General features: G+C 69.7%; 25 protein-coding genes. 16 read left to right on the forward strand and 9 right to left on the reverse strand.

Annotated features, from left to right (window positions below; genetic code table 11):
• Positions 1-7 precede the first annotated feature (7 nt).
• Positions 8-520 carry a MarR family winged helix-turn-helix transcriptional regulator gene (locus V6S85_RS04820; RefSeq protein ID WP_243410640.1) on the reverse strand — a complete coding sequence of 171 codons (513 nt, stop codon included), beginning with the start codon at positions 518-520 and terminating at the stop codon, positions 8-10.
• Between the two features lie 85 nt (positions 521-605).
• Here V6S85_RS04820 and V6S85_RS04825 point away from each other — a divergent pair, with 85 nt between their 5' ends.
• Positions 606-1,784: an MFS transporter gene (locus V6S85_RS04825; RefSeq protein WP_334348209.1), complete on the forward strand. Its 1,179-nt coding sequence runs from the start codon at positions 606-608 to the stop codon at positions 1,782-1,784.
• Between the two features lie 4 nt (positions 1,785-1,788).
• Here V6S85_RS04825 and nth read toward each other — a convergent pair whose 3' ends face one another.
• Positions 1,789-2,499 carry an endonuclease III gene (gene nth, locus V6S85_RS04830; protein ID WP_334348319.1) on the reverse strand — a complete coding sequence of 237 codons (711 nt, stop codon included), beginning with the start codon at positions 2,497-2,499 and terminating at the stop codon, positions 1,789-1,791.
• A 52-nt stretch (positions 2,500-2,551) separates the two neighbouring features.
• Between nth and V6S85_RS04835 the strand changes: the two genes are divergently transcribed.
• Positions 2,552-3,028, forward strand: a complete 477-nt coding sequence (locus V6S85_RS04835) for a DUF2244 domain-containing protein (RefSeq protein WP_334348210.1) — start codon at positions 2,552-2,554, stop codon at positions 3,026-3,028.
• A 53-nt stretch (positions 3,029-3,081) separates the two neighbouring features.
• Entirely contained in the window at positions 3,082-3,957 is an 876-nt protein-coding gene (locus V6S85_RS04840) for a bifunctional helix-turn-helix domain-containing protein/methylated-DNA--[protein]-cysteine S-methyltransferase (protein ID WP_334348211.1), read from the forward strand.
• A gap of 332 nt (positions 3,958-4,289) precedes the next feature.
• Here V6S85_RS04840 and V6S85_RS04845 read toward each other — a convergent pair whose 3' ends face one another.
• Together V6S85_RS04845 and V6S85_RS04850 are read right to left on the reverse strand one after the other, a co-directional pair.
• The gene (locus tag V6S85_RS04845) at positions 4,290-4,796 is read right to left on the reverse strand and encodes a DUF1993 domain-containing protein (RefSeq protein ID WP_116490870.1); all 507 of its coding nucleotides are present in this window, start codon (positions 4,794-4,796) and stop codon (positions 4,290-4,292) included.
• A 208-nt stretch (positions 4,797-5,004) separates the two neighbouring features.
• Positions 5,005-5,391: a winged helix-turn-helix transcriptional regulator gene (locus V6S85_RS04850; RefSeq protein WP_116490871.1), complete on the reverse strand. Its 387-nt coding sequence runs from the start codon at positions 5,389-5,391 to the stop codon at positions 5,005-5,007.
• Between the two features lie 174 nt (positions 5,392-5,565).
• On the opposite strand from V6S85_RS04850, the gene V6S85_RS04855 reads away from it, so the two are divergent.
• The gene (locus tag V6S85_RS04855) at positions 5,566-6,456 is read left to right on the forward strand and encodes an NAD(P)H-binding protein (protein WP_334348212.1); all 891 of its coding nucleotides are present in this window, start codon (positions 5,566-5,568) and stop codon (positions 6,454-6,456) included.
• Positions 6,457-6,547: 91 nt separating this feature from the next.
• Positions 6,548-6,979 (forward strand): CBS domain-containing protein, encoded by a 432-nt coding sequence (locus tag V6S85_RS04860; protein ID WP_116490873.1) that lies wholly within the window; start codon positions 6,548-6,550, stop codon positions 6,977-6,979.
• Between the two features lie 235 nt (positions 6,980-7,214).
• Here V6S85_RS04860 and mdh read toward each other — a convergent pair whose 3' ends face one another.
• Positions 7,215-8,177, reverse strand: a complete 963-nt coding sequence (gene mdh / locus V6S85_RS04865) for a malate dehydrogenase (RefSeq protein ID WP_116569362.1) — start codon at positions 8,175-8,177, stop codon at positions 7,215-7,217.
• A 132-nt stretch (positions 8,178-8,309) separates the two neighbouring features.
• Here mdh and V6S85_RS04870 point away from each other — a divergent pair, with 132 nt between their 5' ends.
• Positions 8,310-9,356, forward strand: a complete 1,047-nt coding sequence (locus V6S85_RS04870) for a MaoC family dehydratase (protein ID WP_334348213.1) — start codon at positions 8,310-8,312, stop codon at positions 9,354-9,356.
• Positions 9,349-9,774: an HIT domain-containing protein gene (locus tag V6S85_RS04875; protein WP_334348214.1), complete on the forward strand. Its 426-nt coding sequence runs from the start codon at positions 9,349-9,351 to the stop codon at positions 9,772-9,774. Before V6S85_RS04870 ends, V6S85_RS04875 begins: the two co-directional genes overlap by 8 nt.
• Positions 9,775-9,835: 61 nt before the next feature.
• Here V6S85_RS04875 and ubiB read toward each other — a convergent pair whose 3' ends face one another.
• Complete coding sequence (ubiB, locus tag V6S85_RS04880) at positions 9,836-11,317, reverse strand: 2-polyprenylphenol 6-hydroxylase (protein WP_442885642.1); 1,482 nt, start codon at positions 11,315-11,317, stop codon at positions 9,836-9,838.
• Positions 11,318-11,539: 222 nt separating this feature from the next.
• Between ubiB and V6S85_RS04885 the strand changes: the two genes are divergently transcribed.
• Positions 11,540-12,223, forward strand: coding sequence for a sulfotransferase family 2 domain-containing protein (locus tag V6S85_RS04885; protein ID WP_334348216.1), 684 nt, complete (start codon positions 11,540-11,542; stop codon positions 12,221-12,223).
• A gap of 24 nt (positions 12,224-12,247) precedes the next feature.
• Here V6S85_RS04885 and V6S85_RS04890 read toward each other — a convergent pair whose 3' ends face one another.
• Positions 12,248-13,006 (reverse strand): class I SAM-dependent methyltransferase, encoded by a 759-nt coding sequence (locus V6S85_RS04890; RefSeq protein ID WP_116569357.1) that lies wholly within the window; start codon positions 13,004-13,006, stop codon positions 12,248-12,250.
• Between the two features lie 83 nt (positions 13,007-13,089).
• Here V6S85_RS04890 and mutM point away from each other — a divergent pair, with 83 nt between their 5' ends.
• From mutM to dnaA, 5 genes are all read left to right on the forward strand, one after another.
• Positions 13,090-13,953 carry a bifunctional DNA-formamidopyrimidine glycosylase/DNA-(apurinic or apyrimidinic site) lyase gene (gene mutM / locus V6S85_RS04895; RefSeq protein WP_116569356.1) on the forward strand — a complete coding sequence of 288 codons (864 nt, stop codon included), beginning with the start codon at positions 13,090-13,092 and terminating at the stop codon, positions 13,951-13,953.
• Between the two features lie 49 nt (positions 13,954-14,002).
• The gene (locus V6S85_RS04900) at positions 14,003-14,863 is read left to right on the forward strand and encodes a TraB/GumN family protein (RefSeq protein WP_334348217.1); all 861 of its coding nucleotides are present in this window, start codon (positions 14,003-14,005) and stop codon (positions 14,861-14,863) included.
• A 32-nt stretch (positions 14,864-14,895) separates the two neighbouring features.
• Positions 14,896-15,681: an enoyl-CoA hydratase gene (locus tag V6S85_RS04905; RefSeq protein WP_116569354.1), complete on the forward strand. Its 786-nt coding sequence runs from the start codon at positions 14,896-14,898 to the stop codon at positions 15,679-15,681.
• 138 nt (positions 15,682-15,819) lie between these two features.
• A complete protein-coding gene (gene rpsT, locus V6S85_RS04910; RefSeq protein WP_116569353.1) occupies positions 15,820-16,095 on the forward strand; it encodes a 30S ribosomal protein S20 in 276 nt (91 codons plus the stop codon).
• 428 nt (positions 16,096-16,523) lie between these two features.
• Entirely contained in the window at positions 16,524-18,011 is a 1,488-nt protein-coding gene (gene dnaA / locus V6S85_RS04915) for a chromosomal replication initiator protein DnaA (protein ID WP_116569352.1), read from the forward strand.
• Positions 18,012-18,213: 202 nt separating this feature from the next.
• On the opposite strand, the gene V6S85_RS04920 is transcribed toward dnaA, so the two are convergent.
• A complete protein-coding gene (locus V6S85_RS04920) occupies positions 18,214-18,831 on the reverse strand; it encodes an alpha-ketoglutarate-dependent dioxygenase AlkB (RefSeq protein ID WP_334348218.1) in 618 nt (205 codons plus the stop codon).
• Between the two features lie 92 nt (positions 18,832-18,923).
• Here V6S85_RS04920 and V6S85_RS04925 point away from each other — a divergent pair, with 92 nt between their 5' ends.
• The 3 genes from V6S85_RS04925 (at position 18,924) to dnaJ (ending at position 25,097) form a co-directional block, all read left to right on the forward strand.
• Positions 18,924-21,563 carry a M1 family metallopeptidase gene (locus V6S85_RS04925; RefSeq protein WP_334348219.1) on the forward strand — a complete coding sequence of 880 codons (2,640 nt, stop codon included), beginning with the start codon at positions 18,924-18,926 and terminating at the stop codon, positions 21,561-21,563.
• A gap of 313 nt (positions 21,564-21,876) precedes the next feature.
• Positions 21,877-23,784: a molecular chaperone DnaK gene (gene dnaK / locus V6S85_RS04930; RefSeq protein WP_116569349.1), complete on the forward strand. Its 1,908-nt coding sequence runs from the start codon at positions 21,877-21,879 to the stop codon at positions 23,782-23,784.
• 158 nt (positions 23,785-23,942) lie between these two features.
• Entirely contained in the window at positions 23,943-25,097 is a 1,155-nt protein-coding gene (gene dnaJ, locus V6S85_RS04935; RefSeq protein ID WP_116569348.1) for a molecular chaperone DnaJ, read from the forward strand.
• A 69-nt stretch (positions 25,098-25,166) separates the two neighbouring features.
• Here dnaJ and V6S85_RS04940 read toward each other — a convergent pair whose 3' ends face one another.
• A complete protein-coding gene (locus V6S85_RS04940; RefSeq protein ID WP_334348220.1) occupies positions 25,167-25,952 on the reverse strand; it encodes an energy transducer TonB family protein in 786 nt (261 codons plus the stop codon).

The raw sequence follows: 25,952 nt of genomic DNA on the forward strand, positions 1-25,952 counted from the left end.
CCCTCCCCTACGCCGGCTCCAGGCCCGCCAGCAGCTTGGCGAGCAGGCCGCTCAGCGCTTGCTGCTCGCCGGCGTCGAGCGACGCCAGAAGCGTCCGTTCGTTGTCGATGTGCAGGGGCAGGATCGTATCCAGCAGCCCCCTGCCCTCCTCCGTCAGCGCCACCAGCGTACCGCGCCGGTCGCTGGGATGTGGACGGCGCTGAACCAGCCCCATCTTCTCCAGCCGGTCGATCCGCGCGGTCATGCCGCCTGACGAGACCATGGCCGTCTCGTAGAGGTCGGTCGGGGTCAGGGCGTAGGGCTCCCCTGCCCGGCGCAAGGTAGCCAGGACGTCGAACTCGCCGCGCTGCAGGCCATGGGCCGAAAACAGCGGCGCCAGCCGCTCCTTGAGCACGATCTCGGCCACCTCGCACAGGCGTCCGACCAGCTCCATAGGGAACGGATCCAGGTCCGGGCGCTCACGCCGCCACTGGACCGAGGCCGCGCCTGCGCGGTCATGACGCTTGGCTTTCGCCGTCATCGGATATATCTCGCCATCAAGATACTTTCCGACGAGATATATCGTGGTCCTCGCCTACGAAGAAGACGCCAAGGCGCGTAAAAGCGTGTCTGTTTCCGCTCGTGCCGCCAAAAGCGGCGCCCTGCTCACCATCGCGGCGATCGTCGTGGCGGCCCTGAACCTGCGCCCGGCCCTGGCCGCGCTGGGCCCCGTGCTCGACCAGGTGAAGGCCGCCACCGGCGCCTCCTCGGCCGCGGCGGGCCTCTTGACCACCCTGCCTATCCTGCTGATGGGCCTGGGCGCCCTGCTGGCCGCGCCGCTGCGCCGGGCTCTGGGCGAGCGCATGGGCGTGGCCATCGGCCTCCTGGCCATCGCCGTCGCCTGCGGCCTGCGGGCGATCTGGCCGACCACCGCGGGCCTGCTCGCCAGCGCCGCCATGGTGGGCGTCGGCGTCGCGGCCGTACAGGCCCTGATGCCGGGCTTCATCAAGCGGACCTCGGGCGCTGGCGCGCCGCGGATGATGGGCCTCTACACCACCGGCATCATGGCCGGCGCCGCCGTGGCCGCCGCGATGTCGACGGGCGTGACCCGCCTGGCCGGCTGGCAGGTGATGTTCGGCCTGTGGGCCGCCCCCGCGATCCTGGCCCTGCTGCTGTGGATGCGCGCCGCGGGGCGCGAGACGACCGCCCCGGCCGGCGGCCCGGTCGTCCTGCGACAAGCATCGATGTGGAAGAGCCCCCGCGCCTGGCTGCTGCTGACCTTCTTCGGCATCGGCACCGGGGCCTACACCCTGGTGCTGGCCTGGTTTCCGCCGTTCTACGCCAGCCGCGGCCTGACCGCCGACCAGGCCGGCTACGCCCTGTCGGCGCTGACGGTCTGCGAGGTGCTGGCCGGCCTTGCGGTCTCGGCCGCCATCGCCCGCCGCCCCGACCGCCGGCCGCTGCTGGCGGCGGCCCTGGCCTCGCTGCTGGCCGGCATCGCCTGCCTGCTGCTGGCGCCGTGGCTGGTGCTGCCGACCGTCTGCCTGCTGGGCGCGGGCATCGGCGCGATCTTCCCGCTGTCGCTGATCGTCACGCTGGACCACGCCAGCGACCCGGACAGCGCCGGCGACCTGATGGCCTTCGTCCAGGGCGGCGGCTACGTCATGGCCAGCGTCATGCCGTTCTTCGCCGGCTGGGTGCGCGACGCCTCGTCCGACCTGTCGGCCGCCTGGCTGCTGATGGCGGCCGGCGTCGTGGCGATGATGGCGATGACCGCCCGGTTCAAGCCGGGCGCGCGGGTCTGAGCCGCTAGAACAGCCCCAGCGACGGGCAGAGGTCGGCGATCTTGCAGATCTCGCACTTGGGCTTGCGGGCCACGCAGACATAGCGGCCGTGCAGGATCAGCCAGTGGTGGGCGCGGGTCTGGTAGGGACCGGGCACCACGCGCATCAGGTCGTCCTCGACCGCGTCAGGCGTCTTGCCGGCCGACAGCTTGAGGCGATGCGAGACGCGGAACACGTGGGTGTCGACGGCGATGGCCGGCTCGACGTCCAGCTCGTTCAGCACCACGCTGGCGGTCTTGCGGCCCACGCCCGGCAGGCTTTCCAGCGCCTCGCGGTTCAGCGGCACCTGCCCGCCGTAGCGGTCCACCAGGATATGAGCCGAGGCGATGACGTTCTTGGCCTTGGTGCGAAAAAGGCCGATCGAGGCGATGTACTTGATCAGCCCGTCCTCGCCCAGTTCCAGCATCTTTTCGGCGCTGTCGGCGACCTGGAACAGCGGGCCGGTGGCCTTGTTGACCTGCACGTCGGTGGCCTGGGCCGACAGGGCGACGGCGGTCACCAGTTCGTAGGGGTTGGAGTAGTTCAGCTCGGTCTTGGGCCGCAGTTCGAGGCTCTCGAAGCGCTCGAACAGGATGAGCACGCGCTCACGCTCGGCGGCGGTGATCCGCTTGCCGGCTGGGCGTTTCCTGACGAGGGACTTGGAGGTCTTTTGGGTGGCGGCCATCGGCGCGACCATGCCGTGATGCGGCCCGCTCGCCAAGGCGGCGCGAGGGGCGTAGACCTCGTCCATGGCCGCCGCGCTCTACATGGACGCCGTGATCCGCCCCAACCGGTCGCTGAGCCGCGCCGGCATGGCCGTGGTGCTGGGCGTGGCCGTCGCTTTCAACCTGATGGTCGCGGCGTTCCTGCTGGTGGTCGGCGCGCCGCCGGTGCTGCCATTCCTGGGGCTGGACGTCCTGGCCCTGTGGCTGGCCCTGCGCGCCAGCAACCGCGCCCTGTCGCGCTCAGAACGGGTGAAGGTCACCGCCGAGGAGATCATCGTCAGCCGCGAGGACGCCAAGGGCGCCAGGGTGGTCTGGACCTCGCCGACGGCCTTCACCCGCGTGGATCTCGACCAGCCGGGCGAGCACGAGAGCCGCGTGCGCCTCTTCATGTCGCGCCGCCGCCTGACCCTGGCGAGAGCGCTCAGCCCCGACGAGCGGGTGGCCTTCGCCCGCGCGCTGGAACGGGCGATCAAGGCGGCGCGGGCCGAGCGCTACGCCTGAAAGGGCGCAAGAACCGGGCGGACGCCCCGCCCTCCCCGCGCTAGACTTTCCCCATGCCTCTCGACGTCTCGCCTTCGGAAACCCTCGCGCGCCTAGCCGAACGCTCGGCCGACTACCACCGCATGGCCACCGCCCTGGACTGGCTGGCCCAACGCTGGATGGAGCGGCCGTCGCTGGACGAGGCCGCCGACGCCGTGGGCCTGTCGCCGTTCCACTTCCAGCGGATCTTCACCCGCTGGGCCGGGGTCAGCCCCAAGACCTTCGTGGCCGCCATCGCCCACGCCGAGGCCCGCCGCTCGCTCGAGGCCGGGGCCAGCGTTCTGGACGCAGCCTATGACGCGGGCCTTTCGGGACCCTCGCGGCTGCACGACCTGTTCATCGCCCAGGAGGCGGCCACGCCGGGCGACGTTCGCCGGCGCGGGGCGGGCATGACCCTGCGCTGGGGCTGGGCCCCCACCCCGTTCGGCCGCGGCCTGTTCGTGCTGGCCGAGCGCGGCCTGGCGGGCCTGGCCTTCTCGGACGGCGACGACGACTTCAGCTTCGCCGACATGCACCGCCGCTGGCCCGGCGCCGAATGGGTGCGCGACGACGGGGCCGCGCGGGACACCGCGCTCAAGGCCTTCGGAGCCGGCGAAGGCCCCCTGCCCGTGGTGCTGATCGGCTCGCCCTATCAGGTGCAGGTGTGGAAGGCGCTGCTGCGCATCCCGGCCGGCGGAACGGCCACCTATGGCCAGGTCGCGGCCTGGGCCGGCAAGCCCAAGGCCTTCCAGGCCACGGGCGGGGCCATCGGCGCCAATCCGATCTCGCTGCTGATCCCCTGCCACCGGGCCATCGCCAAGGACGGGCGGCTCACCGGCTATCACTGGGGCCTGGCCCGCAAGGCCGCGATCCTCGGCCTGGAAGCGGTGGCGACGCGCGAGGTGGCTTGAACGCCTATTCGCCTTGAGAACAAAAAGAGAACATACGTCCGAACTCGACGTCGGAGCGAGTCACTCTGGCCCGTAGCCGCGATGCGGGGCGAGTAACGGGTGGAGCGAATGGAACCGGAGGTACTGAAGGAGCTGGCGGTCGTGCTGTCGGCCGCGGCGGGGGTGCTGACTGCGCTGGCCGGCCTGGTGTGGGCGTTTCGGCGGCGGCCTTGAAGCGCCGCCGACAGTGGGTGGTCCTCGCCCTTCGACAGGCTCAGGGTGAGGACCATTTCACAGGCCTTGCAGTCGAAACCTCACCCTGAGCTTGTCGAAGGGCGAGGTTTCGTCAGGCCTCAGGCCGCGCCCAGGAAGTCGCGCTTGCCCAGGACCACGCCGTTCTCGCGCAGGATCGCGTAGGCGGTGGAAAGGTGGAAATAGAAGTTCGGCAGGGCCTGGCCGGTCAGGTAGTCGAGGGCGTTGTGCTCGGTGGTCTCGCCGCGACGGGTCAGGGCCACGGTGCGGTCCTCGGCGCCGTCGAAGGCGGCCGGGTCGAGGCCCTCGACATAGGCGATGGCGCGCGCCACGCGGGCCGACAGGTCCTCAAAGCTGGTCTCGACGTCGTCCCAGGCCGGAACCTCGAGCCCGGCCAGGCGGGCGCTGGCGCCCTTGGCGAAGTCGGTGGCGATCTGCACCTGGCGGATCAGCGGGAACATGTCGGGATAGAGCCGCGCCTTCAGCAGGGCCTCGGGGTCGAGCTTGCGCTCTTCGACATGGGCGGCGGCCTTGGCCAGCACGCCCGACAGGCCCTTCAGCCCCTGGACGAAGACGGGAACGCTGACGCGGTGGGCGGTGATGGTCATGGGGGCTCCGGTGAGGCTTGGGCGCTGGATGTAGGGTGGTTCGGCGGCGAGCGCAGCCCCGCGGTGTTGCGAACCTCCCCCTCTGGGCGAGGCGATCGCGCAGCGATCGGTAGGGGGAGTTGGCGATGAGTTTCCGACGCCTCGAAAGCTGAAAACGTCCCCCCCTCCGGCCCTCCGGGGCACCTCCCCCCAGGAGGGTGAGGATCTTTCAGGCCGCCTCGGCGCCGTCGTAGCGCGCCCTCGCCTCGCGGATCGCGCCGTGATGTTCCACGGCCCAGGCGATCAGCGCGTTCAGCGGCGTCTGCAGCGACATGCCCAGGGGCGAGAGGCTGTATTCGACGCTGGGCGGCTTGGTGGGGAACACCTCGCGCTCGATCAGGCCGTCGCGCTGAAGATCGCGCAGGGTCTGTGTCAGCATGCGCTGCGAGATGTCGGGCACGGCGCGACGCAGGGCCCCGAAACGCTTGGGGCCGATGAACAGCAGCGACAGGATCAGCGTGCTCCACTTGTCGCCCAGGTGGTCGACGACGTCGCGCACCGGGCAGTCGGCGCTGGTGAAGCCCTGGTCGCGCCAGCCGTCCATCGCCTCGCACATCGCTTCTGGCGAAAGGGCTTCTGGCGAAAGGGCTTGCGGTGAAAGGGCGTCCGACGAAAGGATCGGTGGTTCCTTCAAGGTGCCTATCTCCCGGAAAACTGCCGTCTTTACGGCGCACGATCGGTCTCACATCTACACCTGGTCTCGAAAAGAGACCAGCAAAGGACGACCTCGATGACCGCCAAGCCCTTCCTCAACGACCGCCTCCTGGTGACCGGCGCCGGAGGCCAGCTGGGCCGCCGCGTGGTCGAACTGCTGCTGGAGGCCAGCGCCCCGCACGTGATCGCCACCACCCGCGATCCGGCCAAGCTGGCCGACCTGGCCGCCAAGGGCGTGGACGTGCGCGCCGCCGACTTCGACGACCCGGCCTCGCTGGAAAGCGCCTTCGCCGGCGTCGACCGCCTGCTGCTGGTCAGCACCGACGCGCTGGACAAGCCCGGCCGGCGCATCGCCCAGCATCGCGCCGCCGTCGCCGCGGCCGCCAAGGCCGGGGTGAAGCACGTCGCCTACACCTCGGCCCCCGGCGTGCGCCCGCAGGCCCAGGGCCTGGACGACCACTTCTGGACCGAGGCGGCGATCTTCGCGCAGGCCTCGCTCGACTGGACCATCCTGCGCCACAACCTCTATGCCGAGGTGATCCTGATGGGCGCGGGCCAGGCCCTGGCCAGCGGGACCCTCTACACCGCCACGGCCGGCAAGGGCCGGGCCTATGTCACGCGCGAGGACTGCGCCCGCGCCGACGCCGCCGCCCTGCTGGGCGCGGAGGGCCGCCAGATCCTCGAGGTCTCGGGCCCAGAGGCGATCACCCAGGACCAGCTGGCCGCCCTGCTGGCGCAGGTCTCGGGCAAGCCGCTCGCGCACCAGGCCATCCCGCTGGACGCCCTGCGCGCGGGCCTGGCGGGCGCGGGCCTGCCGCCGCCCTATGTGGAGCTTCTGGCGACCTTCGACCACGACGCCGCCGAGGGCCGCCACGCGGTGATCACCGACACGGTCGAACGCCTGACGGGCAAGGCGCCGACCACGGTGGCGACCTTCCTGGCGGGCCAGAAGGCGGCCCTGGCCTAAGGCGCCCCATCCGCGAACAAGCGGAACGGTCTGCGGCGTCGCGGGGTTTCTAGCGGGTCCAATTCCCATTCCCCCTGAAGGAGGAAGACCCATGAAAGTCAGCGACGCCATGACCAGCCAGGTCTCGGTCGCCCGTCCCGGCGACAGCATCCGCAAGGTCGCCGAGGTGATGGCCAAGGTCGACAGCGGCGTGGTGCCGGTCGTCGAGGACGGCAAGGTGCTGGGCCTGGTCACCGACCGCGACATCGTCCTGCGCGTGGTCGCCGAGGGCCGCAGCTTCGACAGCCCCGTCTCGGAAGTGATGAGCGACGGCGAGGTGCTGTCGGTCAAGGAGGACGACATCCTGGCCGACGCCACCGCCAAGATGGCCAACAACCAGGTCCGTCGCCTGGTGGTGCTGAACGACACCGGCCGCCTGACCGGCATCCTGTCGCTGGGCGACGTGGCCAAGGACTACGGCGCCAAGCAGGTCGGCAAGACCCTGGAGGAGATCTCGCAGGAGCCCGGCGAGGCGGCGCACTGAGTTTCCCTCTCCCGGAGGGGAGAGGGAGGGGCCCAGGCGATAGCCTGGGAGGGTGAGGGGTGACGGCCTCAACCGGCGTGCCGGCACTCCGGCAAACACCTTAACCCCTCATCCTCCCACGCCTGCGGCGCGGGCCCCTCCTTCTCCCTCTGGGAGAAGGTTCGACGAACGCGAAAACAAAAAGGGCGGCTCCTTGCGGGGCCGCCCTTCGTCGTATCGGATTGTCGAACCGGTCTTAGACCAGCGACGGGTCGATGGCCTTGCAGGCTTCCATCAGGCCCTGGACCGACTCCACCGACTTGGCGAACATCGCCTTCTCGGCGTCGTTGGTTTCGAACTCGACGATCTTCTCGGCGCCGCCGGCGCCGATGACCACCGGCACGCCGACGTACAGGTCCGACAGGCCGTACTGGCCGGTCAGGAAGGTGGCGCACGGCAGGACGCGCTTCTTGTCCTTCAGGTAGCTGGTGGCCATGGCGATGGCGCTTTCAGCCGGGGCGTAGAAGGCCGAGCCGGTCTTCAGCAGGGCGACGATCTCGCCGCCGCCCTTGCGGGTGCGCTCGACGATGGCGTCCAGTTCTTCCTGGGTCAGGAAGCCGGCCTTCACGGCGTCCGGCAGCGGCAGGCCGCCGACGGTCGAGTGACGGACCATCGGGACCATGTCGTCGCCGTGGCCGCCCAGGGTCCAGGCGTGGATGTCTTCGACCGACACGCCGGTCTTTTCGGCCAGGAAGTAGGCGAAGCGGGCCGAGTCCAGGACGCCGGCCATGCCGATGACCTTTTCCTTCGGCAGGCCCGAGAACTGCTGCAGGGCCCAGACCATCGCGTCGAGCGGGTTGGTGATGCAGATGACGAAGGCGTTCGGGGCGTGGGCCTTGATGCCTTCGCCGACGGCCTTCATGACCTTCAGGTTGATGCCCAGCAGGTCGTCGCGGCTCATGCCCGGCTTGCGCGGCACGCCGGCGGTCACGATGCAGACGTCGGCGCCGGCGATGTCGGCGTAGTCGTTGGCGCCCTTCAAGGCCACGTCCTTGCCGAACACGGCCGAGGCTTCGGCGATGTCGAGCGCCTTGCCCTGCGGGGTGCCTTCGGCGATGTCGAACAGGATCACGTCGCCCAGCTCTTCGCGAGCGGCGATGTGGGCCAGGGTGCCGCCGATCATGCCGGCGCCGATAAGGGCGATCTTCGCGCGAGCCATGGGGTCTCCATCAGGCTGTGGACAGGAAATGTCGGGGCGCGGTCTACGCCCCTCGCGGCTCAGTCTCAAGCCCCCTTTCCCGTTTCGCTGCGCTGCGGCAAAACGATCACAACAAACACAAGGAGAGGCGCTGTGAGCAAGACCGATCCCGGGCGCTTTTTCGAGGACTTCCGGCTCGGGCAGGTGCTGGTCCACGCCACGCCGCGCACGGTGACGGCCGGCGACGTCGCGCTGTACACGGCGCTTTACGGGCCGCGCTTTTCCCTCTTCTCGTCGGACGAATTCGCGCGCGCCTGCGGCCTGGCCGCCGCCCCTGTCGACCCGCTGGTCGCCTTCCACGTGGTGTTCGGCAAGACCGTGCCCGACATCAGCCTGAACGCCGTGGCCAACCTGGGCTACGCCGAGGGCCGGTTCCTGGCCCCGGTGTTTCCCGGCGACACCCTGGCGGCGACGTCGGAAGTGATCGGGCTGAAGGAGAACTCCAACGGCAGGACGGGCGTCGTCTATGTCCGCACCACCGGGACCAACCAGCGCGGCGAGCCGCTGCTGAGCTATGTCCGCTGGGTGATGGTGAGAAAGCGCGACCCGGCCGCCGTGGTCGAGGGCCAGTCGGTTCCGGACCTGGCCAAGGCGGTCGCGCCGGGCGACCTGGTCGTCCCGCAGGGTCTCGATGTCTCGGCCTATGACTGGGCCCTGGCCGGCGCGCCGCACGCCTTCGAGGACTACGCGGTCGGCGAGAAGATCGACCATGTCGACGGCATGGCGGTGGAGGAAGCCGAGCACCAGATGGCCACGCGCCTGTGGCAGAACACCGCCAAGGTCCACTTCAACCAGTTCGAGCGGAGCAAGGACCCGTCGGGCCGCCGCCTTGTCTACGGCGGGGTGGTGATCTCGACGGCCAAGGCGCTGTCGTTCAACGGCCTGCAGAACGCCGGGCTGGTCCTGGGGATCAACGGCGGCCGCCACGTGGCGCCGTTCTTCGCCGGCTCGACCGTGTTCGCCTGGAGCCAGGTGCTCGACAAGGCGGATCTGGGCTCCATCGGCGCCCTGCGGTTGCGGCTGGTCGCCACCCGGGACAGGCCGTGTAAGGATTTCCCCGACAAGGACGTCGACGGAACCTACGACCCGTCGGTGGTCCTGGATTTCGACTACTGGGCGGGGGTCCCCAAGCGTGGCTGATTTTTCTCTGCACCCGGCCTTTCCGGCCAGCTCGCACGCGGTCGGCGAGCTTGAGCTCTGCCACGTCCGCCTGCACGACGACACCCGTTATCCGTGGCTGGTGCTGATCCCGCGCGCTGACGGCCTGGTCGAGATCGAGGACCTGTCGCCGGAGGGCCGCGCGGCCCTGACCGAGGAGGTCGTCGCCGTCGGCGCGGCCGTGCGGGCCGTGGCCAAGGTGCTGGGCGTGGCGGTCGACAAGCTGAACGTCGGCGCCCTGGGCAACGTCACCCCGCAGCTGCATGTCCACGTCCTGGGCCGGCGGGCCGGCGACCCGGCCTGGCCGGGTCCGGTGTGGGGCCACAGCGCCGGGGTTCCCTATCCCGAGCAGGTGCGCGCCGCGGCGATCGCGGCGGCGCGGGAAGCGCTGGGGCTGTAATTCCTGCTTCCCGTCATTCCAGCCCTCGTGGCGAGAATGACGGGAGGAAGAGGGCGTGGGCTTAGCCCAGCAGGCTCGACACGCCCACCCCCGCGGCGAAGGCCAGGACCATCGCACCCGCGCCCGCGAGGAACCACGGCCACGCGGCGCGCTTCTCGACCACCACCGCCGGAGGCGTCGGCGGCTGTTCGGCGTAGCGGGCCATGGCCTTGAGGGCGCGCAGGGCCTCGTCGGCCAGCTCCTTCATCCGGGCCACCGGCGACAGCTCGCGGGCGATCCAGCGGCGGACCACCGGATCGGAGGCCGCCCACAGGTCGTGGGAAGGGTCGATGCGGCGGGCCACGCCCTCGACCGTGACCATGGTCTTCTGCAACAGGACGAGCTCGGGCCGCAGGGCCATCTCGAACAGGGCGGTGATCTCGAAGAGCTGCGCCAAGAGCTTGCCCATCGACACCTGGCGGGCGTCGCGGCCGAACACGGGCTCGCCGACGGCGCGCAGGGCCTGGGCGAAGGCGTCCATGTCCTGGTGGGCGGGCACGTAGCCGGCGTCGAAGTGGATCTTGGCCACGCGCACATAGTCGCGGCTCAGGAACCCGTAGAGGATCTCGGCCAGGTACTTGCGCTCGGCCGGACCCAGGCGCCCGACGATGCCGTAGTCGACGGCGGTGATGGCGGCCGGGGCGCTGACGAACAGGTTGCCCTCGTGCAGGTCGGCATGGAACAGGCCGTGGTCCAGCGCCTGGGCCAGGAAGCCGCGCGTGACGTTGTCGGCCAGGGCCTTGCGGTCGAGGCCTTCCTGCTCGAGCGCCCTAGGGTCCGACAGCGGCGCGCCCGGCGCCCAAGCCAGGGTCAGCACCCGCTTGCCGACGCCGTCCCAGACCACCGCCGGGGCGCGCATGTGGGTGTCCAGCGCCATGGCCTCGCCCAGCTCGGCGCAGCCGGCGGCTTCGAAGCGCAGGTCCATCTCGAGATCGAGCGCCCGGATCACCACCTCGACGAACTCGCGCGGACGCAGGCGGCGGGCGGCGGGGACCAGGCGATGGGCCAGGTCGGCGGCCAGGCGCAGGGTGGCGCTGTCCTCGACGACGCGGCGCTCGATGCCGGGACGCAGCACCTTCACGGCGACCTTCGAACCGTCCAGCAGGGTCGCCTCGTGGGCCTGGGCCAGGGAGGCCGCGCCGACCGGTTCGCCGAAGGTCGCGTACAGGCTGTCGATCGGCCGGGCCAGGCTGCGCTCGACCTCGGCCCGCGCGATGGCGGTCGGGAACGGCGCCAGGCGATCCTTCAGGTGCGACAGGTCCTCGGCGAAGGTCGCGCCGAAGATGTCGGCTCGCGTCGACAGGAACTGGCCCATCTTGATGGCCACCGGGCCAAGGCCCTCCAGCGCGCGGGCCAGGCGTTCGCCCGGACGGCCCTTGCGGGTCCTGCCGCCGGCGAACAGGCGCAGGAGCCGGCCGGCCAGCCGCGCCGACGGCGGCAACAGCGGCTCGACTTCCCTGGGAACCAGGGCGTCGGCGCGCACCAGGCGCCAACCGGCCCCCATCAGACGCAGAAAGGCGGCCAAGCGGTTCACGCGGCGAAGGCGCGAGCGGCGTACGCGTCGCAGGGGGGCTTCATCATGACTTGGCCTCAAAGCCCGGCCCGGGCCGCAGGTCAAGAGGCCAGGCCGCGATCGCCCGTCCACGCCTCGCCCTGGGCCCCACGGGTCCCCTCACGCGGCGAATGGGCTATCCTTGCCGTAGTTGTTTTGTGAAGTGAGTCTCCCATGGTCCGCGCCGTTTTCCTGCACATTCCGAAGACGGCCGGCACAAGCTTGCGCGAGACCCTCTGCCGCGGCCTGGGCGAAGACGCCGTCAGCCCCGCCTTCGGGGCCTCCGAGATGACCGAAGCCGAAGCCGACGCGCTGCGACGCTATTCGGTCGTTTTCGGCCACATCAGCGTCACCGACGCACGGCGCTTCTTTCCCGACGCCATGCTGCTCACCGCCGTGCGCGACCCGGTCGAGCGCTGCCTGTCGTGGTACCGCTTCGTCCGCAGCGTGGGCGTGCCGCCCTATCCGGACGTGATGGCCGCCCTGTCGCATGACATCGACGACTTCTTCTCGCTCGACGTCGAGACGGTCTTTCGCAACATCTACAATCGCCAGGTCCGCCAGCTGGGCGACCATGTCCTGAACACCGGCGTGGACATGCAGGACGCGTTCGAGCGCGCCAAGGCGACGCTGGACGAATGTGTCTGGATCGGCCGGCAGGAGGCGATGCAGGAAGACCTGGCCCGGCTGGCGGATATCCTCCCCCAGATGGCGGGCGTGAACCTCTCGCGGCTCAACGTCACGGCGGGGGATCACGCCAGCCGGCCGATCCCCGACGAACTGCGCCGCAAGATCGCCCGCTACAACGCGCTCGACGAGGCCCTTTACGCGGACGTCGTACGCCGCTGCGGCGGCTGACGCCGAAGGCGCCGTCGCCTGGCCCTAGAGCGCCCAGCCCTGGTGCAGGGCCGCCACGCCGCCGGTGAAGTTGGTGTAGGTCGCCCGCTTGAAGCCGGCGGCCTCGATCATCGACAGGAAGGTTTTCTGGTCGGGGAAACGGCGAATGCTCTCGACCAGGTACTGGTAGGCGTCGCGGTCCTTGGCGACCCATTCGCCGACCTGGGGGATGACCTTGAAGCTGTAGGCGTCATAGGCTTTCGCGAGCGCTTCGGTGGCCGGGCGCGAGAACTCCAGGCACAGGAAGCGGCCGCCGGGCTTGAGCACCCGGCGCGCCTCGCGCAGGGCCGCGTCGATGTCGGTGACGTTGCGGATGCCGAACGAGATCACATAGGCGTCGGCGTAGGCGTCGGGCAGCGGCAGGGCTTGCGCGTCGCCCACGGTCCAGGTGATCTCGGGCTCGCCGCCCTTCTCGATCCCGGCCATGATCATCTCGGCGTTGTAGTCGATGATGTTGATGGTCGCGTCCGGACCGCCGCGGCGCTGCTGGGCGGACCGAGCAAGCTTGGCGAAGCGGCGGGCCATGTCGCCGGTGCCGCCGGCGCAGTCGATGATCACCTCGCCCGGCTGCGGGTTGAGGCGGGCGGCGACCGCGTCCTTCCAGAGCCGGTGCACGCCGCCGCTCATCAGGTCGTTCATCAGGTCGTAGTTCTTGGCGACGCGGTCGAAGACCCCGCGCACCAGGCCCGCCTTCAAAGCGGGGTCCACGTCCTTGAATCCGAAAGTGGCGGAGGGCTTGCTCATGACGTCTACGGGTCGGGCTCTCTATATGATCTTCGCCTATTAGACCGCGTCTCGCGCCGCGTCATCGTTTTAAGGGGTCTTCCTTGCCCGAACTGCCCGAAGTCGAGACCGTCCGCCGCGGACTCGAGCCCGTCCTGTCCGGCGCGCGCCTCATCCGCGTGCGCGCCAATCGCCCCGACCTGCGCTTTCCCCTGCCCGACGGCTTCGTCCAGCGGCTGACCGGCGCGAGAATCCTGCGGCTGGAGCGGCGGGCCAAGTATCTGCTGGCCCCTTTGGATCGCGGCGACACCCTGGTGATGCACCTGGGCATGACCGGCAGGTTCGAAATCGCCGCGCCGGAGGGAAGCGTGCGGCCCGGCGACTTCGCCCGCGAGGTCAGGCCGGATGACAAGCACGCCCACGTCGTGTTCGAGACCGAAGAGGGCGCGACCGTCACCTATTACGACCCCCGCCGGTTCGGCTTCATGGATTTGATCGCCACCGACCGGGTCGATCGCCATCCGTGGTTCGCGACCATGGGGCCAGAACCACTGTCGGACGCCTTCGACGCCAAGACGCTGGTCAAGGCCTTCGGCGGCCGCAAGCAGGGCCCCAAGACCCTGCTGCTGGACCAGAAGACCGTGGCGGGCCTGGGCAACATCTATGTCTGCGAGGCCCTGCACCGCTCGGGCATCTCGCCGTTCAAGCCGTCGGGCCAGATCGCCGGCAAGCGGCTGGGCCCGCTGACCGCCGCCATCAAGGACGTGCTGGCCGAGGCCGTCGAGGTCGGTGGCTCGTCGCTGAAGGACTTCGCCGCCGCCGACGGGGCCCTGGGCTATTTCCAGCATCGCTTCCGGGTCTACGACCGCGAGGGCGAGCCCTGCCCCACCCCCGGCTGCAAGGGCGTGATCGCCCGCGAGGTGCAGGCCGGGCGTTCGACCTTCTTCTGCCCCGTTTGTCAGAAATGACCCTGGCCGCGCTTCCCGACGTCGAAGCGCGGCTTTCCGGTTTGGCGTGATGTTCCGTTCCCTCCTCGTCGCCCTGGCCACGCTGCTGGCCGCGCCCGCCCTGGCCGCGCCGCCGGTGTGGACGGTGCGCGACGCCGATTCCGAGATCGTGCTGTTCGGCTCGATGCACGTCCTGCCCAAGGACCTCGACTGGAAGCCGCCGGCGCTGGACGCCGCCCTCGCCCAGGCCGACGACCTGTGGTTCGAGGTCCCGATGGACGCGGCCGCCGACCGGCGGATGCAGGATCTGGCGGGCGCCTACGGCCTGCTGCCGCCGGGCCAGACCCTGACCTCGCGGCTGAAGCCCCGCGCCGCCGCCCGGCTGCGCAAGCTGGCCGACCGCCTGGACGCGCCGATGAGCGAGATCGAGCGCCTCAAGCCGTGGATGGCCGAGGTGCGGCTGACCACGGCCGCCTTCGCCCAGGACCAGGGCCTGGCCGAGGGCGGGGTCGAGCGGCGGTTGCAGGCGGCCGCGCCGCCCAAGGTCGTCCGCAAGGCCTTCGAGACCCCCGACCAACAGATGGCCCTGTTCGCCGGCGCGACGGAGGCCGACCAGGTCCGGACCCTGAACGCCACGGTCAGGCAGCTGGAAAAGGACCCCGGCGCCTATCGCCGGCTGGTGGCCGCCTGGTCGAAGGGCGATCAGAAGGCGCTGGAGCGCGCCGTGGTCGGCGGAATGCGGAAATCTTCGCCCGCCCTCTATCGCCGTTTCATCGTCGAGCGTAACGCACGGTGGATGGACGCCCTGCAAGCGCGCCTGGCCGGTTCCGGCCGGACGGTGGTGGTGGTCGGCGCGGGACACCTTCTGGGTCCCGACGGCCTGCCGGCCCGCCTGCGCGCGCTGGGCTACGACGTCGAAGGGCCGCGATAGACGGCCGGAGTGAGCGAAAGGAACGAGCGCAGATGGCCTTTGAGACCCTGATCGTCGAACGCCCCGCGAGCGCGCCGGGCGTGGCGCTGATCCGCCTGAACCGGCCCGAGGCGCTGAACGCCCTCAACAGTGTTTTGCTGAGCGAGCTGGGCCAGGCCCTGGCGCAGGCCCAGGGCGACGACACGGTCGGCTGCATCGTGCTGACCGGCTCGCCCAAGGCCTTCGCCGCCGGCGCCGACATCAAGGAGATGTCGGACAAGTCCTACGCCGACATGTTCAAGGCCGACTTCTTCACGGCCCAGGCCCGGGCCATCGAGACGGTGCGCAAGCCGATCATCGCCGCGGTCTCCGGCTACGCCCTGGGCGGCGGCTGCGAGCTGGCGATGATGTGCGACTTCATCCTGGCCGCCGACACCGCCAAGTTCGGCCAGCCGGAGATCAACCTGGGCGTCGCGCCCGGCATCGGCGGCACCCAGCGCCTGACCCGCCTGGTGGGCAAGTCCAAGGCCATGGACATGATCCTGACCGGCCGGATGATGGACGCCGAGGAAGCCGAGCGCGCCGGTCTCGTGTCGCGGATCTTCCCGGCCGACCAGCTGGTCGACGAGGCCGTGAAGGTCGCCGCCAAGATCGCCTCCCAGTCGCCCCTGGCCACGGCGATGAACAAGGAACTGGTCAACGCCGCCTACGAGACCACCCTGACCACGGGCGTGGCGCTGGAGCGTCGGCTGTTCCACTCGCTGTTCGCCTTCGACGACCAGAAGGAGGGGATGGCCGCCTTCGTCGAGAAGCGCAAACCCGCGTTCAAGGGTTCGTGACGGCGTCGCGCCGTCGGCCGGCGAAGAATCCCCATGTGGATGGATTGACCCATCGGCGGGGTTCCCGTATATCCGCGCGCTCTTGATTTCACCTGCTTCGCGGCCGCCCGCGCGGCCGTCCGTTTGAAGGTCCTATCCATGGCCAATAATCCCGGCGCCAAGAAAGCGATCCGCAAGATCGCCCGTCGCACCGAAGTGAACACCGCTCGCCGTTCGCGCGTGCGCACCTTCCTGCGCAAGTTCGAAGACGCCGTCGCCAAGGGCGACGTCGCCGTCGCCAAGGCCGCGTTCATCGAGGCTCAATCGGAGCTGATGCGCGCCGTCTCGAAGGGCGTCGTTCACCCGAACACGGGCTCGCGCAAGGTGTCGCGCCTGGCCGCCCGTCTGAAGAAGCTGGACAAGGCCGCCGCCTAAGTCCAGATCGCGAACGAACGCCGTTCGTTCAGCGAAATCAAAGACTTGTAGAAGCCGATCGAGGCAACTCGGTCGGCTTTTGCTTTGTCTATGTACTCCTTTACCTGCCCCCCGGCTCGTCGAACGAAAGTCTTCAAAACGGCTTTCCCTTGACGGGCGAGGCGGTGTCGCGAGTCAACAGAAATATCCGCGATCGGACGCAAGTTTTCCGTTTGACCGGCCCGGGCCGGTAGCTAGTTTAAAGGTCTCAGCGCTCTCCCAGTCTTGTGACGACAGCGGCGGCGGCGGACACCATGCGTTCGCCGGTTAAGCCCCTGTGTGTCTTCAATTAATGCGGGGGGAGAGTTTCTGAGTTCGGTCGTGCGCCATGGGGGGCTTGCGACCGGCAATCTGTAATTGTGTGTATGCAGGCGCGAGGCGGTGAACTGATGTCGATCAAGGTCGGGGCGGCCAGTCAGGAATTGTCGGCGGCGTATGCCGCCGTCACGCGCGAGCCTGCCGGCATCGTGTGGAACAAAGTCTGCGTCTCCCTGAAACGCGAACTGGGCGACGCCGCCTTCGGTTCGTGGATCGCACCCGCGGTCCTGCGCGAGACGCAAGGCGGCGACGTCGTGCTCGTCACCCCCACCGGCATCGCTCGCGACTGGATCCGTCGCAGCGCCTGGCGCCGCATCGGCGAGCTGTGGGCCGCCGGCGACGCCGTTGGCCGTCGCATGGACCTCAAGTCGCGCCTTGAGTTCGAAGCCTCGGCCGACGCCGCCTCGGCCACCACCGGCGCCGTCTATGTCGAGGCCAAGCCGCAGCCGATCGAGATCGTGCTGCCGGTCTCCAGCGACGTTCCCGCCGCCGCGCCGACCCCCGCCGGCAAGACCTCGCCGATCCAGGGCCTGCAGGAACGCTTCACCTTCGACAGCTTCGTTCCGGGCCCCGCCAACGAATTCGCCCACGCCGTGGCGCGCCGCGTCGCCAGCTGGGCCGACGGCCACTTCAACCCGGTGCTGTTCCACGGCCCCTACGGCTTCGGCAAGACGCACCTGCTGAACGCCCTGGCCTGGGAGGCCATGCGCGCCGCCCCGAACAAGCGCGTGGTCTACCTGACCGCCGAGCGCTTCCTGTCGACCTTCGTCCGCGCGGTCATGGATCGCCAGACCACGGCCTTCAAGGACGAGCTGCGCGGCGCCGACCTCTTGATCATCGACGACGTGCACTTCATCGCCGGCAAGCAGTCGAGCCAGGAAGAGCTGTTCCACACCCTGACCGCCCTCGTCGAGGACGGCCGCCGGGTGGTGTTCTCGGCCGACCGTCCGCCCTCGGCCATGACCGAGATGGACGCGCGCCTGCGCTCGCACCTGTCGGCGGGCCTGGTCTGCGGCATGGAGCCGGCCGACCGCTCGCTGCGCCTGGGCATCCTGGAGCGCAAGATCGAGGCGCTGGGCCGCGCCCAGGGCTTCACCGGCTCGGTGCGCCCCGAGGTGCTGCAGTTCCTGGCCGACCGCTTCACCGACAGCGTCCGCGAGCTGGAAGGGGCCCTCAACACCCTGACCGCCCGCGCCGGCGAGCGCCTGTCGCGCCTGTCGCTCGACGAGGTCCAGGCGATCCTGCGCCCGCACCTGCGCGGCGGCGAGAAGCGGATCACCATCGACGACATCCAGAAGGCGACGTCCGAGCACTACGGCATGAAGCAGGCCGACCTGCTCAGCGAGCGCCGCAACCGCGCCATCGCCCGTCCGCGCCAGGCGGCCATGTGGCTGGCCAAGCAACTGACCACCCGCTCGCTGCCGGACATCGGCCGTCGCTTCGGCGGTCGCGACCACACCACGGTGCTGCACGCCGTGCGCCGCATCGAGGCTTTGCGCCAGGACGACGCCGTGCTGAGCCAGGACCTGGAGACCATCACCCGCAAGCTGCGCGGCTGATCGGACTTCACGGTCTACCGAAAGGGCCGCTCCGCAAGGAGCGGCCCTTTTCGTTTGATCATGTTCCTTCTCCCCTTGCGGGAGAAGGTGGCGGCCGAAGGCCGACGGATGAGGGGTCGAAAGCCCTGTCCGATAGTTCTGAGAGACCCCTCACCCGACCCGCTTTGCGGGCCACCCTCTCCCGCAAGGGGAGAGGGACGCCTCAGCCCGCCCTCGCCCGCCTGAGCGTCAGGTTGATGCGCCCTCCTCCCGGCACGAGGCGCGAGGAGCCCGGCAGGATGCGGTCGACGCCGTGGAAGGCCAGCCGCGCGGGACCCGACAGCCGGCAGACGTCGCCGGAGGCCAGGCGCACCGAGCGGGTCGGATCCTTGCGTGAGGTCCCGCCGATGCGGAACACCGCCGTGTCGCCCAGCGAGATCGACAGCACCGGAAAGCGCGGGTCGGCCTCGTCGCGATCCTGGTGCAGGCCCATGCGGGCTTCGGGGCCGTAGACGTTCACCAGGCAGGCGTCGGGCGGAACCTCGGGATCGCCCAGGACCGCCCAGAGATCGAGCAGCGCCTGGGGCATCTGCGGCCATGCCGCCCCTGTGCCGGGATGACGGTCGGCATAGCGATAGCCGGCCGCGTCGCTAGTCCAGCCGAGGGGTCCGAGGCTGGTCATCGCCACGCTCATCGCCTTGCCGTAGGGCGTAGCGTAGTGGGCCGGCGGCGCGATCGCCGACGCCGCCAGCACGGCCTCGACCAGCGCCCGCTGGGCGTCGGGCGACAGAAGGCCGGGCCAGAGATCGAAACCGGGGACGAGGCTGACGGGGGTCATCATTACGCGGAATTAATGCCTGTGGACGAGCGGATGGGTGTTGGTTCGCGCCCTCGCGGGTTTCTCCGCACGATCATTCCATACCAGGGCCGTTCATGCGTCGTCTTCTGTCCACCGCCGCCGCTGTCACGCTGCTTCTCGCCTCCGGAACCGCCCTCGCCGCCCCGGCCGTCGCCGGCTCCAAGGGCGCGACGCCGGCCACGGTGACCACCCAGCTGCCGCGCAACGCCCATCCGACCCACTACGACCTGGCCTTCACGCCCGACGCCCAGAAGATGAGCTTCACCGGCGCAGTGAAGATCGCCGTCGAGGTCACCGAGCCGACCGCGACCATCACCCTGCAAGCGGCCGACCTGACGTTCGCCAAGGCCACGATCGACGGCAAGCCGGCGACCATCAAGGTCGACGAGGACGCCCAGACCGCCGCCTTCACGGTCAAGGCCCCGCTGGCCAAGGGCAAGCACGTCCTGGCCATCGACTACGCCGGCAAGATCTACACCCAGGCCGCGGGCCTGTTCGCCCTCGACTACGACACCGAGGAGGGCCCCAGGCGCGCCCTCTACACCCAGTTCGAAAACTCCGACGCCCGCCGGTTCATCCCCTCGTGGGACGAACCGTTCCACAAGGCCACGTTCAGCGTCGAGGCCACCGTACCGACCGGCCAGATGGCCCTGGGCAACATGCCGATCGCCAAGAGCGTCGACCTCGGCGGCGGCAAGACCCGCGTGACCTTCGCGACCTCGCCGAAGATGTCGACCTACCTGCTGTTCTTCGGCCTGGGCGAGTTCGAGCGGGCCAGCGTCAAGACCGCCGGCGTCGACATCGGCGTGGTGACCAAGAAGGGCGACCTGCCCAAGGCGAAGTTCGCCCTGGAGTCGGCCGGTCCGCTGACGGCCTGGTACAACGACTATTTCGGCGTCAATTACCCGCTGCCGGCGCTGGACCACATCGCCGCGCCGGGCCGCAGCCAGTTCTTCAGCGCCATGGAGAACTGGGGGGCGATCTTCTACTTCGAATACGCCCTGCTGATGGATCCCAAGATCTCGACCCAGCGCGACGCCCAGAACATCTACACCACCGTCGCCCACGAGACCGCCCACCAGTGGTTCGGCAACCTGGTGACCATGGCCTGGTGGGACGACCTGTGGCTCAACGAGGGCTTCGCCTCGTGGATGGAAGGCCGGGCGACCGAGAAGTTCCACCCCGAATGGAACGCCGCCCTGGCCGCCGTCGGCGGGCGCGAATACGCCATGAGCCTGGACGGCCTGGTCACCACCCATCCCGTCGTGCAGCACGTCGAGACCGTCGAGCAGGCCAGCCAGGCCTTCGACGCCATCACCTACCAGAAGGGCGAGGCGGTCATCCGCATGCTCGAGGGCTATGTCGGCGAGGACGCCTGGCGCACCGGCGTGCGCGCCTACATCAAGACCCACGCCTACGGCAACACGGTCAGCGACGACCTGTGGAAGACCGTCGAGACCGCCGCCGGCAAGCCGATCACCGCCATCGCCCACGACTTCACCCTGCAACCGGGCGTGCCGCTGATCCGCGTCGAGGCCGGCGCCTGCCAGGCCGGCAAGCAGGTGCTGACCCTGACCCAGGGCGAGTTCAGCAAGGATTTCCCCGACAAGACGCCGCTGTCCTGGCGCGTGCCGGTCAACGCCAAGGCCCTGGACGGCGCGACGATCGCCAAGACCGTGGTCGAGGGCGGCAAGGCCAGCCTGACCGTCGAGGGCTGCGGCCCGGTCGTCGTCAACGCCGGCCAGAGCGGCTACTACCGCACCCTCTACGCCCCGGCCCAGTTCCAGCAGCTCGCCGCCGACTTCGGCAAGCTGGCGCCGATCGACCAGCTGGGCCTGCTGTCGGACGCCTGGTCGATGGGCACGGCCGGCCAGCAGTCGCCGACCGACGCCCTGGCCCTGATCGCCGCCACCCCGGCCGACGCCGACCCGCAGGTGCTGTCGAAGGTCGCCGGCGTGCTGTCGGCCATCGACGGCTACTACGAAGGCCAGGCCGAGCGCGCCGCCTTCCGCAAGCTGGCCGTCGCCCGCCTGTCGCCCCTGCTGGCCCGCGTGGGCTGGGTGGCCAAGGCCGGAGAGCCCGATCCCGTCGCCATCCTGCGCGGCGACCTGATCGCCACCCTGGGCGAGCTGGGCGACGGCGCCGTGGTCGCCGAGGCCCGCCGCCGCTACGCCGCCGACAGGACTGATCCGACCGCCATCCCCGGCCCGCTGCGCAAGGCGATCCTGGGCGTCGTGGCGGTCAACGCCGACGCGGCGACCTGGGAGGCCATCCACGCCCAGGCCCAGGCCGAGAAGACGCCCCTGGTCCGCACCCAGCTCTACAACCTGCTGGCCGCCGCCGACGACGAGGCCCTGGCCCGCAAGGCCCTGGACCTGGCCCTGACCGCCGAGCCGGGCGAGACCAACTCGGCCGGCATGATCTCGGCCGTCGCCTCGCGCCATCCGGACCTGGCCTTCGACTTCGCCACGACCCACCGCGACGCGGTCGACGCCAAGGTCGACAACAGCGCCCGCACCCGCTTCATCCCCAGCCTCGCCAAGGCGTCGGGCAAGCCGGAGACGGCCGAAAAGCTGAAAGCCTGGGCCAGCGCCAACCTCACTGAGAGCTCGCGCAAGGAGGCCGACAAGACGGTCTCGGCGATCGAATACCGGGCCAAGGTGCGTCGCGAACGCCTGCCGGCGATCACCGCCTGGGTCGCCAAGGCCGGCTGAACGAACTTTTCCGCGGCGTCGGCCAAGGTCGACAGGCCGACGCTGCGGCGTTCTGTCTTGCAGATTCCCCTTCTTTCCCTGCGGGAATGGGGTTGCGACTGTACGCGTATCCCCCATATCGGGCATCGAAGCGGGGTTGACGGGCTCGTCAACTTCGATTGAAGCCTCTCCTTTCGCCTGGTTCGTCCAGGCGGCAGGATTTTGGATCAACCCTAGACGCGACCAGACGGGGACGGACCGAGAAAAACCGGGGCGCTTCTGATAAGGCCCTTGTCACCGCCGTCCGCCATTCGAGGAGCTGCAGGCACACCACATGAGCAAGATTATCGGCATCGACCTTGGCACCACGAACTCGTGCGTGGCCATCATGGACGGCAAGAACCCGAAGGTGATCGAGAACGCCGAAGGCGCGCGCACCACGCCGTCGGTCGTCGCCTTCCTGGAAGACGGCGAGCGCCTGATCGGCCAGCCCGCCAAGCGCCAGGCCGTGACCAACCCGACCAACACCCTGTTCGCCATCAAGCGCCTGATCGGCCGCAACGCGAACGACCCGGTGGTCGAGAAGGACAAGGGCATGGTGCCCTACGAGATCGTCAAGGGCCCGACCGGCGACGCCTGGGTCAAGGCCCACGGCAAGGACTACTCGCCCCAGGAAGTCTCGGCCTTCATCCTGCAGAAGATGAAGGAAGCCGCCGAAGCCCACCTCGGCGAGCCGGTGACCAAGGCGGTCATCACCGTTCCGGCCTACTTCAACGACGCCCAGCGCCAAGCGACCAAGGACGCCGGCAAGATCGCCGGCCTTGAAGTCCTGCGCATCATCAACGAGCCGACCGCGGCGGCCCTGGCCTACGGCCTGGACAAGAACGACGGCAAGAAGATCGCGGTCTACGACCTGGGCGGCGGCACCTTCGACGTCTCGATCCTTGAGATCGGCGACGGCGTGTTCGAGGTGAAGTCGACCAACGGCGACACCTTCCTGGGCGGCGAGGACTTCGACCTGCGGATCGTCGACTACCTGGCCGACGAGTTCAAGAAGGAGCAGGGCGTCGACCTGCGCAAGGACAAACTGGCCCTCCAGCGCCTGCGCGAAGAGGCGGAAAAGGCCAAGAAGGAGCTGTCGTCGACGGCTCAGTACGAGGTCAACCTGCCGTTCATCAGCATGAACGCCTCGGGCCCGCTGCACCTGAACATCAAGCTGTCGCGCTCCAAGCTGGAAGCCCTGGTCGACGACCTGATCGCCCGCACCATCGGTCCGTGCGAACAGGCCCTCAAGGACGCCGGCCTGAAGAAGAGCGACATCGACGAAGTGATCCTGGTCGGCGGCATGAGCCGCATGCCCAAGGTCCAGCAGGCGGTGCAGGACTTCTTCGGTCGCGAACCCCACAAGGGCGTGAACCCCGACGAAGTCGTGGCGCTGGGCGCGGCCGTTCAGGCCGGCGTGCTGCAAGGCGACGTCAAGGACGTGCTGCTGCTCGACGTGACCCCGCTGACCCTGGGCATCGAGACCCTCGGCGGCGTGTTCACTCCGCTGATCGAGCGCAACACCACGATCCCGACCAAGCGCTCGCAGACCTTCTCGACCGCTGACGACAACCAGTCGGCCGTGACCATCCGCGTGTTCCAGGGCGAACGCCCGATGGCCGTGGACAACAAGATCCTCGGCCAGTTCGACCTGGTCGGCATCCCGCCGGCGCCGCGCGGCGTGCCGCAGATCGAGGTCACCTTCGACATCGACGCCAACGGCATCGTCCAGGTCCACGCCAAGGACAAGGCGACCAACAAGGAGCACTCGATCCGCATCCAGGCCAACGGCGGCCTCTCGGACAGCGACATCGAGCGCATGGTCAAGGAAGCCGAGGCCAACAAGGCCGCGGACGAAGAGAAGAAGAAGCTGGTCGAGGCCAAGAACCAGGGCGAGGCGATCCTGCACTCGACCGAGAAGGCCCTGGCCGAGCACGGCGACAAGGTCGGCGCGGCCGAAAAGACCGCGATCGAGACCGGCGTCACCGAGCTGAAGACCGCCCTGGAAGGCGAGGACGTCGAGGCCATCCAGGCCAAGACCCAGGCCCTGATCCAGGCGTCGATGAAGCTGGGCGAGGCCATGTACGCCTCGCAGCAAGGTGGTGAAGGCGCCGAAGGCGGCGCCGAGGCCGCCACGGACGACGGCGTCGTCGACGCCGAGTTCGAGGAAGTGGACGGCGCCGACAAGCCGGCTTCCTAAGCCATGGACGCGCCGGCGAACGATCCTTCGAGATCCGTTCGCCGGCGCGCTCGTTTTGTGGTGCGCCCGATTGACGCCTTGCGGCGGGGCGCCCCCTCCCCCACCTCTTTCACGACACTCCTTGTCCTGTTGAGCCTTACGGGCGCCGAACGCTGACGATGCGCGACTATTACGAAATTCTCGGCGTGAACCGGACCTGCGACGACGCGGGCCTGAAATCCGCCTTCCGCAAGCTGGCGATGCAGCACCACCCCGACCGCAACGGCGGTTGCGAGGACGCGAGCGGCCGGTTCAAGGAAATCAACGAGGCCTACAGCGTCCTCTCCGACCCGCAGAAGCGCGCCGCCTACGACCGCTTCGGCCATGCCGGCGTCAACGGCCCGCAGGGCGGTCCCGGCGGCATGGGCGGCGGGTTCGACGCCAGCGACATCTTCGGCGACGTGTTTGGCGATGTCTTCGGCGAGATGTTCGGCGGCGGCCGCCGCCAGTCCAACGGCCCGCAGCGCGGCCAGGACCTGCGCTATGACCTGGAGATCTCGCTGGAGCAGGCCTATGCCGGCGCCGAGGTCGAGATCACCGTTCCGGCGGCCATGACCTGCGAGGTCTGCGACGGCTCGGGCGCCAAGCCCGGCACCAGCCCCACCGTCTGCGGCTCGTGCGGCGGCGCCGGCCGCGTGCGCGCCACCCAAGGCTTCTTCTCGGTCGAGCGCGCCTGCCCCCGCTGCGGCGGCTCGGGCCGCCTGGTGCTCGACCCCTGCGCCGGCTGCCATGGCCATGGCCAGGTCCGCAAGGAACGTATCCTGTCGGTCCGCATCCCGGCCGGCGTCGACGACGGCGCCCGGATCCGCCTGGCGGGCGAAGGCGACGCGGGCGTGCGCGGCGGTCCGCGCGGCGACCTCTACCTCTTCCTGTCGGTGAGCCCGCACGAGCTGTTCGAGCGCGACGGCCTCGACCTGCTCTGCACCGTGCCCGTGCCGATGACCGTGGCCGCCCTCGGCGGCGAGATCGAGGCCCCGTGCCTGAAGGGCGGCGAGACCTGCGACGGCACCTGCCGCATCAGCGTCAAGGTTCCCGAAGGCGCCCAGACCGGCAAGACCGTCCGCCTGAAGGGCAAGGGCATGCCGTCGCTGCGCAACCGCCAGCGCGGCGACCTGGTGGTCGAGCTGTTCGTGGAAACCCCGACCCACCTGTCGGCCCGCCAGAAGGAGCTCCTCAAGGAGCTGGCCGGCCTGTGCGACGACAAGCAGAACCCCAAGTCGGCCAACTTCGTCGGCAAGGCCAAGCGCTTCTGGGAAGAAGTGACGGGGAACTAGACCCGGTTCGCATTCGACCGCGAAAGGCCCGCCCCATCGGCGGGCCTTTTTCGTTTCGGGTTGAAGCGTCTAGAGGTCGACCCGGCGGTCTCCCCTCAGGGCCCGCGCCAGGACGAGGCCGCCGAGGATCAGGGCCAGGCTGACGACGATGATGGCCGCGACGCCCGCCGGGCCTTCACGCCACTCGCCGTCGAAGAAACGGCTTTCCAGGCTCGGCGGCACGCTGAAGGTGATCGGGATCGTCACCTCCCCGGTCGCACCGGGCGGCGGCGGCGTCATGCGGAAGATCTTCGAGAGCTTCAGCGCCGCCTCGCCAAAACCGAGGCCAACCGGCGTCTCTTCGGTGACCATGCAGCCCGACAGCTTGCCGCCCTCCACGACCTTGCAGGTCAGCCTGGCCGAGCCGCCGATCTCCCGGTCCTGGGCCTTCTCGGGATAGTAGGCGTTGAGTTCGTCCTCGGTCGGCCTGCGCAGCCACTGCGGCTTGTAGCGCGGGGCGCCATCCTGAGCCGTCGCCATCCTCGGCGCCTGGAAGGTGAACGGGATGGAGACGCTCTGCTCGCCGATCTGGCCCGGCGGCGGCGGGGTCATCCGGAAGGTCTTCGAAAGACCCAGCGCCGCCTCGCCGAAGCCCAGCCCCGCGGGCCGCTCCTTGATCACCTCGCAGTCGCCGAGCCGGCCCTCGGCCACCACCTTGCAGGTGATGGTCGCCGTGCCGCTCACCCCGCGCCTGCCGGCTTCCTTGGGAAAGAAGGCGGCCACGTCCTGGCCGGTCGGCTTGCGCAGCCAGTCGGGCTTGTACGCCGTCGGCGCGGCCTTGGCGGCGGCCGCCGCGCCCTCTTGGTTCTCGATCAT

This window comes from Caulobacter sp. CCNWLW153, from assembly GCF_036889365.1.
Lineage (GTDB): Bacteria > Pseudomonadota > Alphaproteobacteria > Caulobacterales > Caulobacteraceae > Caulobacter > Caulobacter radicis.

Excerpts from the sequence above, each read along its gene's own strand:
- V6S85_RS04820 (WP_243410640.1), bottom strand. The coding sequence starts at position 520 with ATGACGGCGAAAGCCAAGCGTCATGACCGCGCAGGCGCGGCCTCGGTC.
- nth (WP_334348319.1), bottom strand. The coding sequence starts at position 2,499 with ATGGTCGCGCCGATGGCCGCCACCCAAAAGACCTCCAAGTCCCTCGTC.
- V6S85_RS04835 (WP_334348210.1), top strand. The coding sequence starts at position 2,552 with ATGGCCGCCGCGCTCTACATGGACGCCGTGATCCGCCCCAACCGGTCG.
- V6S85_RS04840 (WP_334348211.1), top strand. The coding sequence starts at position 3,082 with ATGCCTCTCGACGTCTCGCCTTCGGAAACCCTCGCGCGCCTAGCCGAA.
- V6S85_RS04845 (WP_116490870.1), bottom strand. The coding sequence starts at position 4,796 with ATGACCATCACCGCCCACCGCGTCAGCGTTCCCGTCTTCGTCCAGGGG.
- V6S85_RS04850 (WP_116490871.1), bottom strand. The coding sequence starts at position 5,391 with ATGTGCGAGGCGATGGACGGCTGGCGCGACCAGGGCTTCACCAGCGCC.
- V6S85_RS04855 (WP_334348212.1), top strand. The coding sequence starts at position 5,566 with ATGACCGCCAAGCCCTTCCTCAACGACCGCCTCCTGGTGACCGGCGCC.
- V6S85_RS04860 (WP_116490873.1), top strand. The coding sequence starts at position 6,548 with ATGAAAGTCAGCGACGCCATGACCAGCCAGGTCTCGGTCGCCCGTCCC.
- mdh (WP_116569362.1), bottom strand. The coding sequence starts at position 8,177 with ATGGCTCGCGCGAAGATCGCCCTTATCGGCGCCGGCATGATCGGCGGC.
- ubiB (WP_442885642.1), bottom strand. The coding sequence starts at position 11,317 with ATGGGGGCCGGTTGGCGCCTGGTGCGCGCCGACGCCCTGGTTCCCAGG.
- V6S85_RS04885 (WP_334348216.1), top strand. The coding sequence starts at position 11,540 with ATGGTCCGCGCCGTTTTCCTGCACATTCCGAAGACGGCCGGCACAAGC.
- V6S85_RS04890 (WP_116569357.1), bottom strand. The coding sequence starts at position 13,006 with ATGAGCAAGCCCTCCGCCACTTTCGGATTCAAGGACGTGGACCCCGCT.
- V6S85_RS04900 (WP_334348217.1), top strand. The coding sequence starts at position 14,003 with ATGTTCCGTTCCCTCCTCGTCGCCCTGGCCACGCTGCTGGCCGCGCCC.
- V6S85_RS04905 (WP_116569354.1), top strand. The coding sequence starts at position 14,896 with ATGGCCTTTGAGACCCTGATCGTCGAACGCCCCGCGAGCGCGCCGGGC.
- rpsT (WP_116569353.1), top strand. The coding sequence starts at position 15,820 with ATGGCCAATAATCCCGGCGCCAAGAAAGCGATCCGCAAGATCGCCCGT.
- dnaA (WP_116569352.1), top strand. The coding sequence starts at position 16,524 with ATGTCGATCAAGGTCGGGGCGGCCAGTCAGGAATTGTCGGCGGCGTAT.
- V6S85_RS04920 (WP_334348218.1), bottom strand. The coding sequence starts at position 18,831 with ATGATGACCCCCGTCAGCCTCGTCCCCGGTTTCGATCTCTGGCCCGGC.
- V6S85_RS04925 (WP_334348219.1), top strand. The coding sequence starts at position 18,924 with ATGCGTCGTCTTCTGTCCACCGCCGCCGCTGTCACGCTGCTTCTCGCC.
- dnaK (WP_116569349.1), top strand. The coding sequence starts at position 21,877 with ATGAGCAAGATTATCGGCATCGACCTTGGCACCACGAACTCGTGCGTG.
- dnaJ (WP_116569348.1), top strand. The coding sequence starts at position 23,943 with ATGCGCGACTATTACGAAATTCTCGGCGTGAACCGGACCTGCGACGAC.
- V6S85_RS04940 (WP_334348220.1), bottom strand. The coding sequence starts at position 25,952 with ATGATCGAGAACCAAGAGGGCGCGGCGGCCGCCGCCAAGGCCGCGCCG.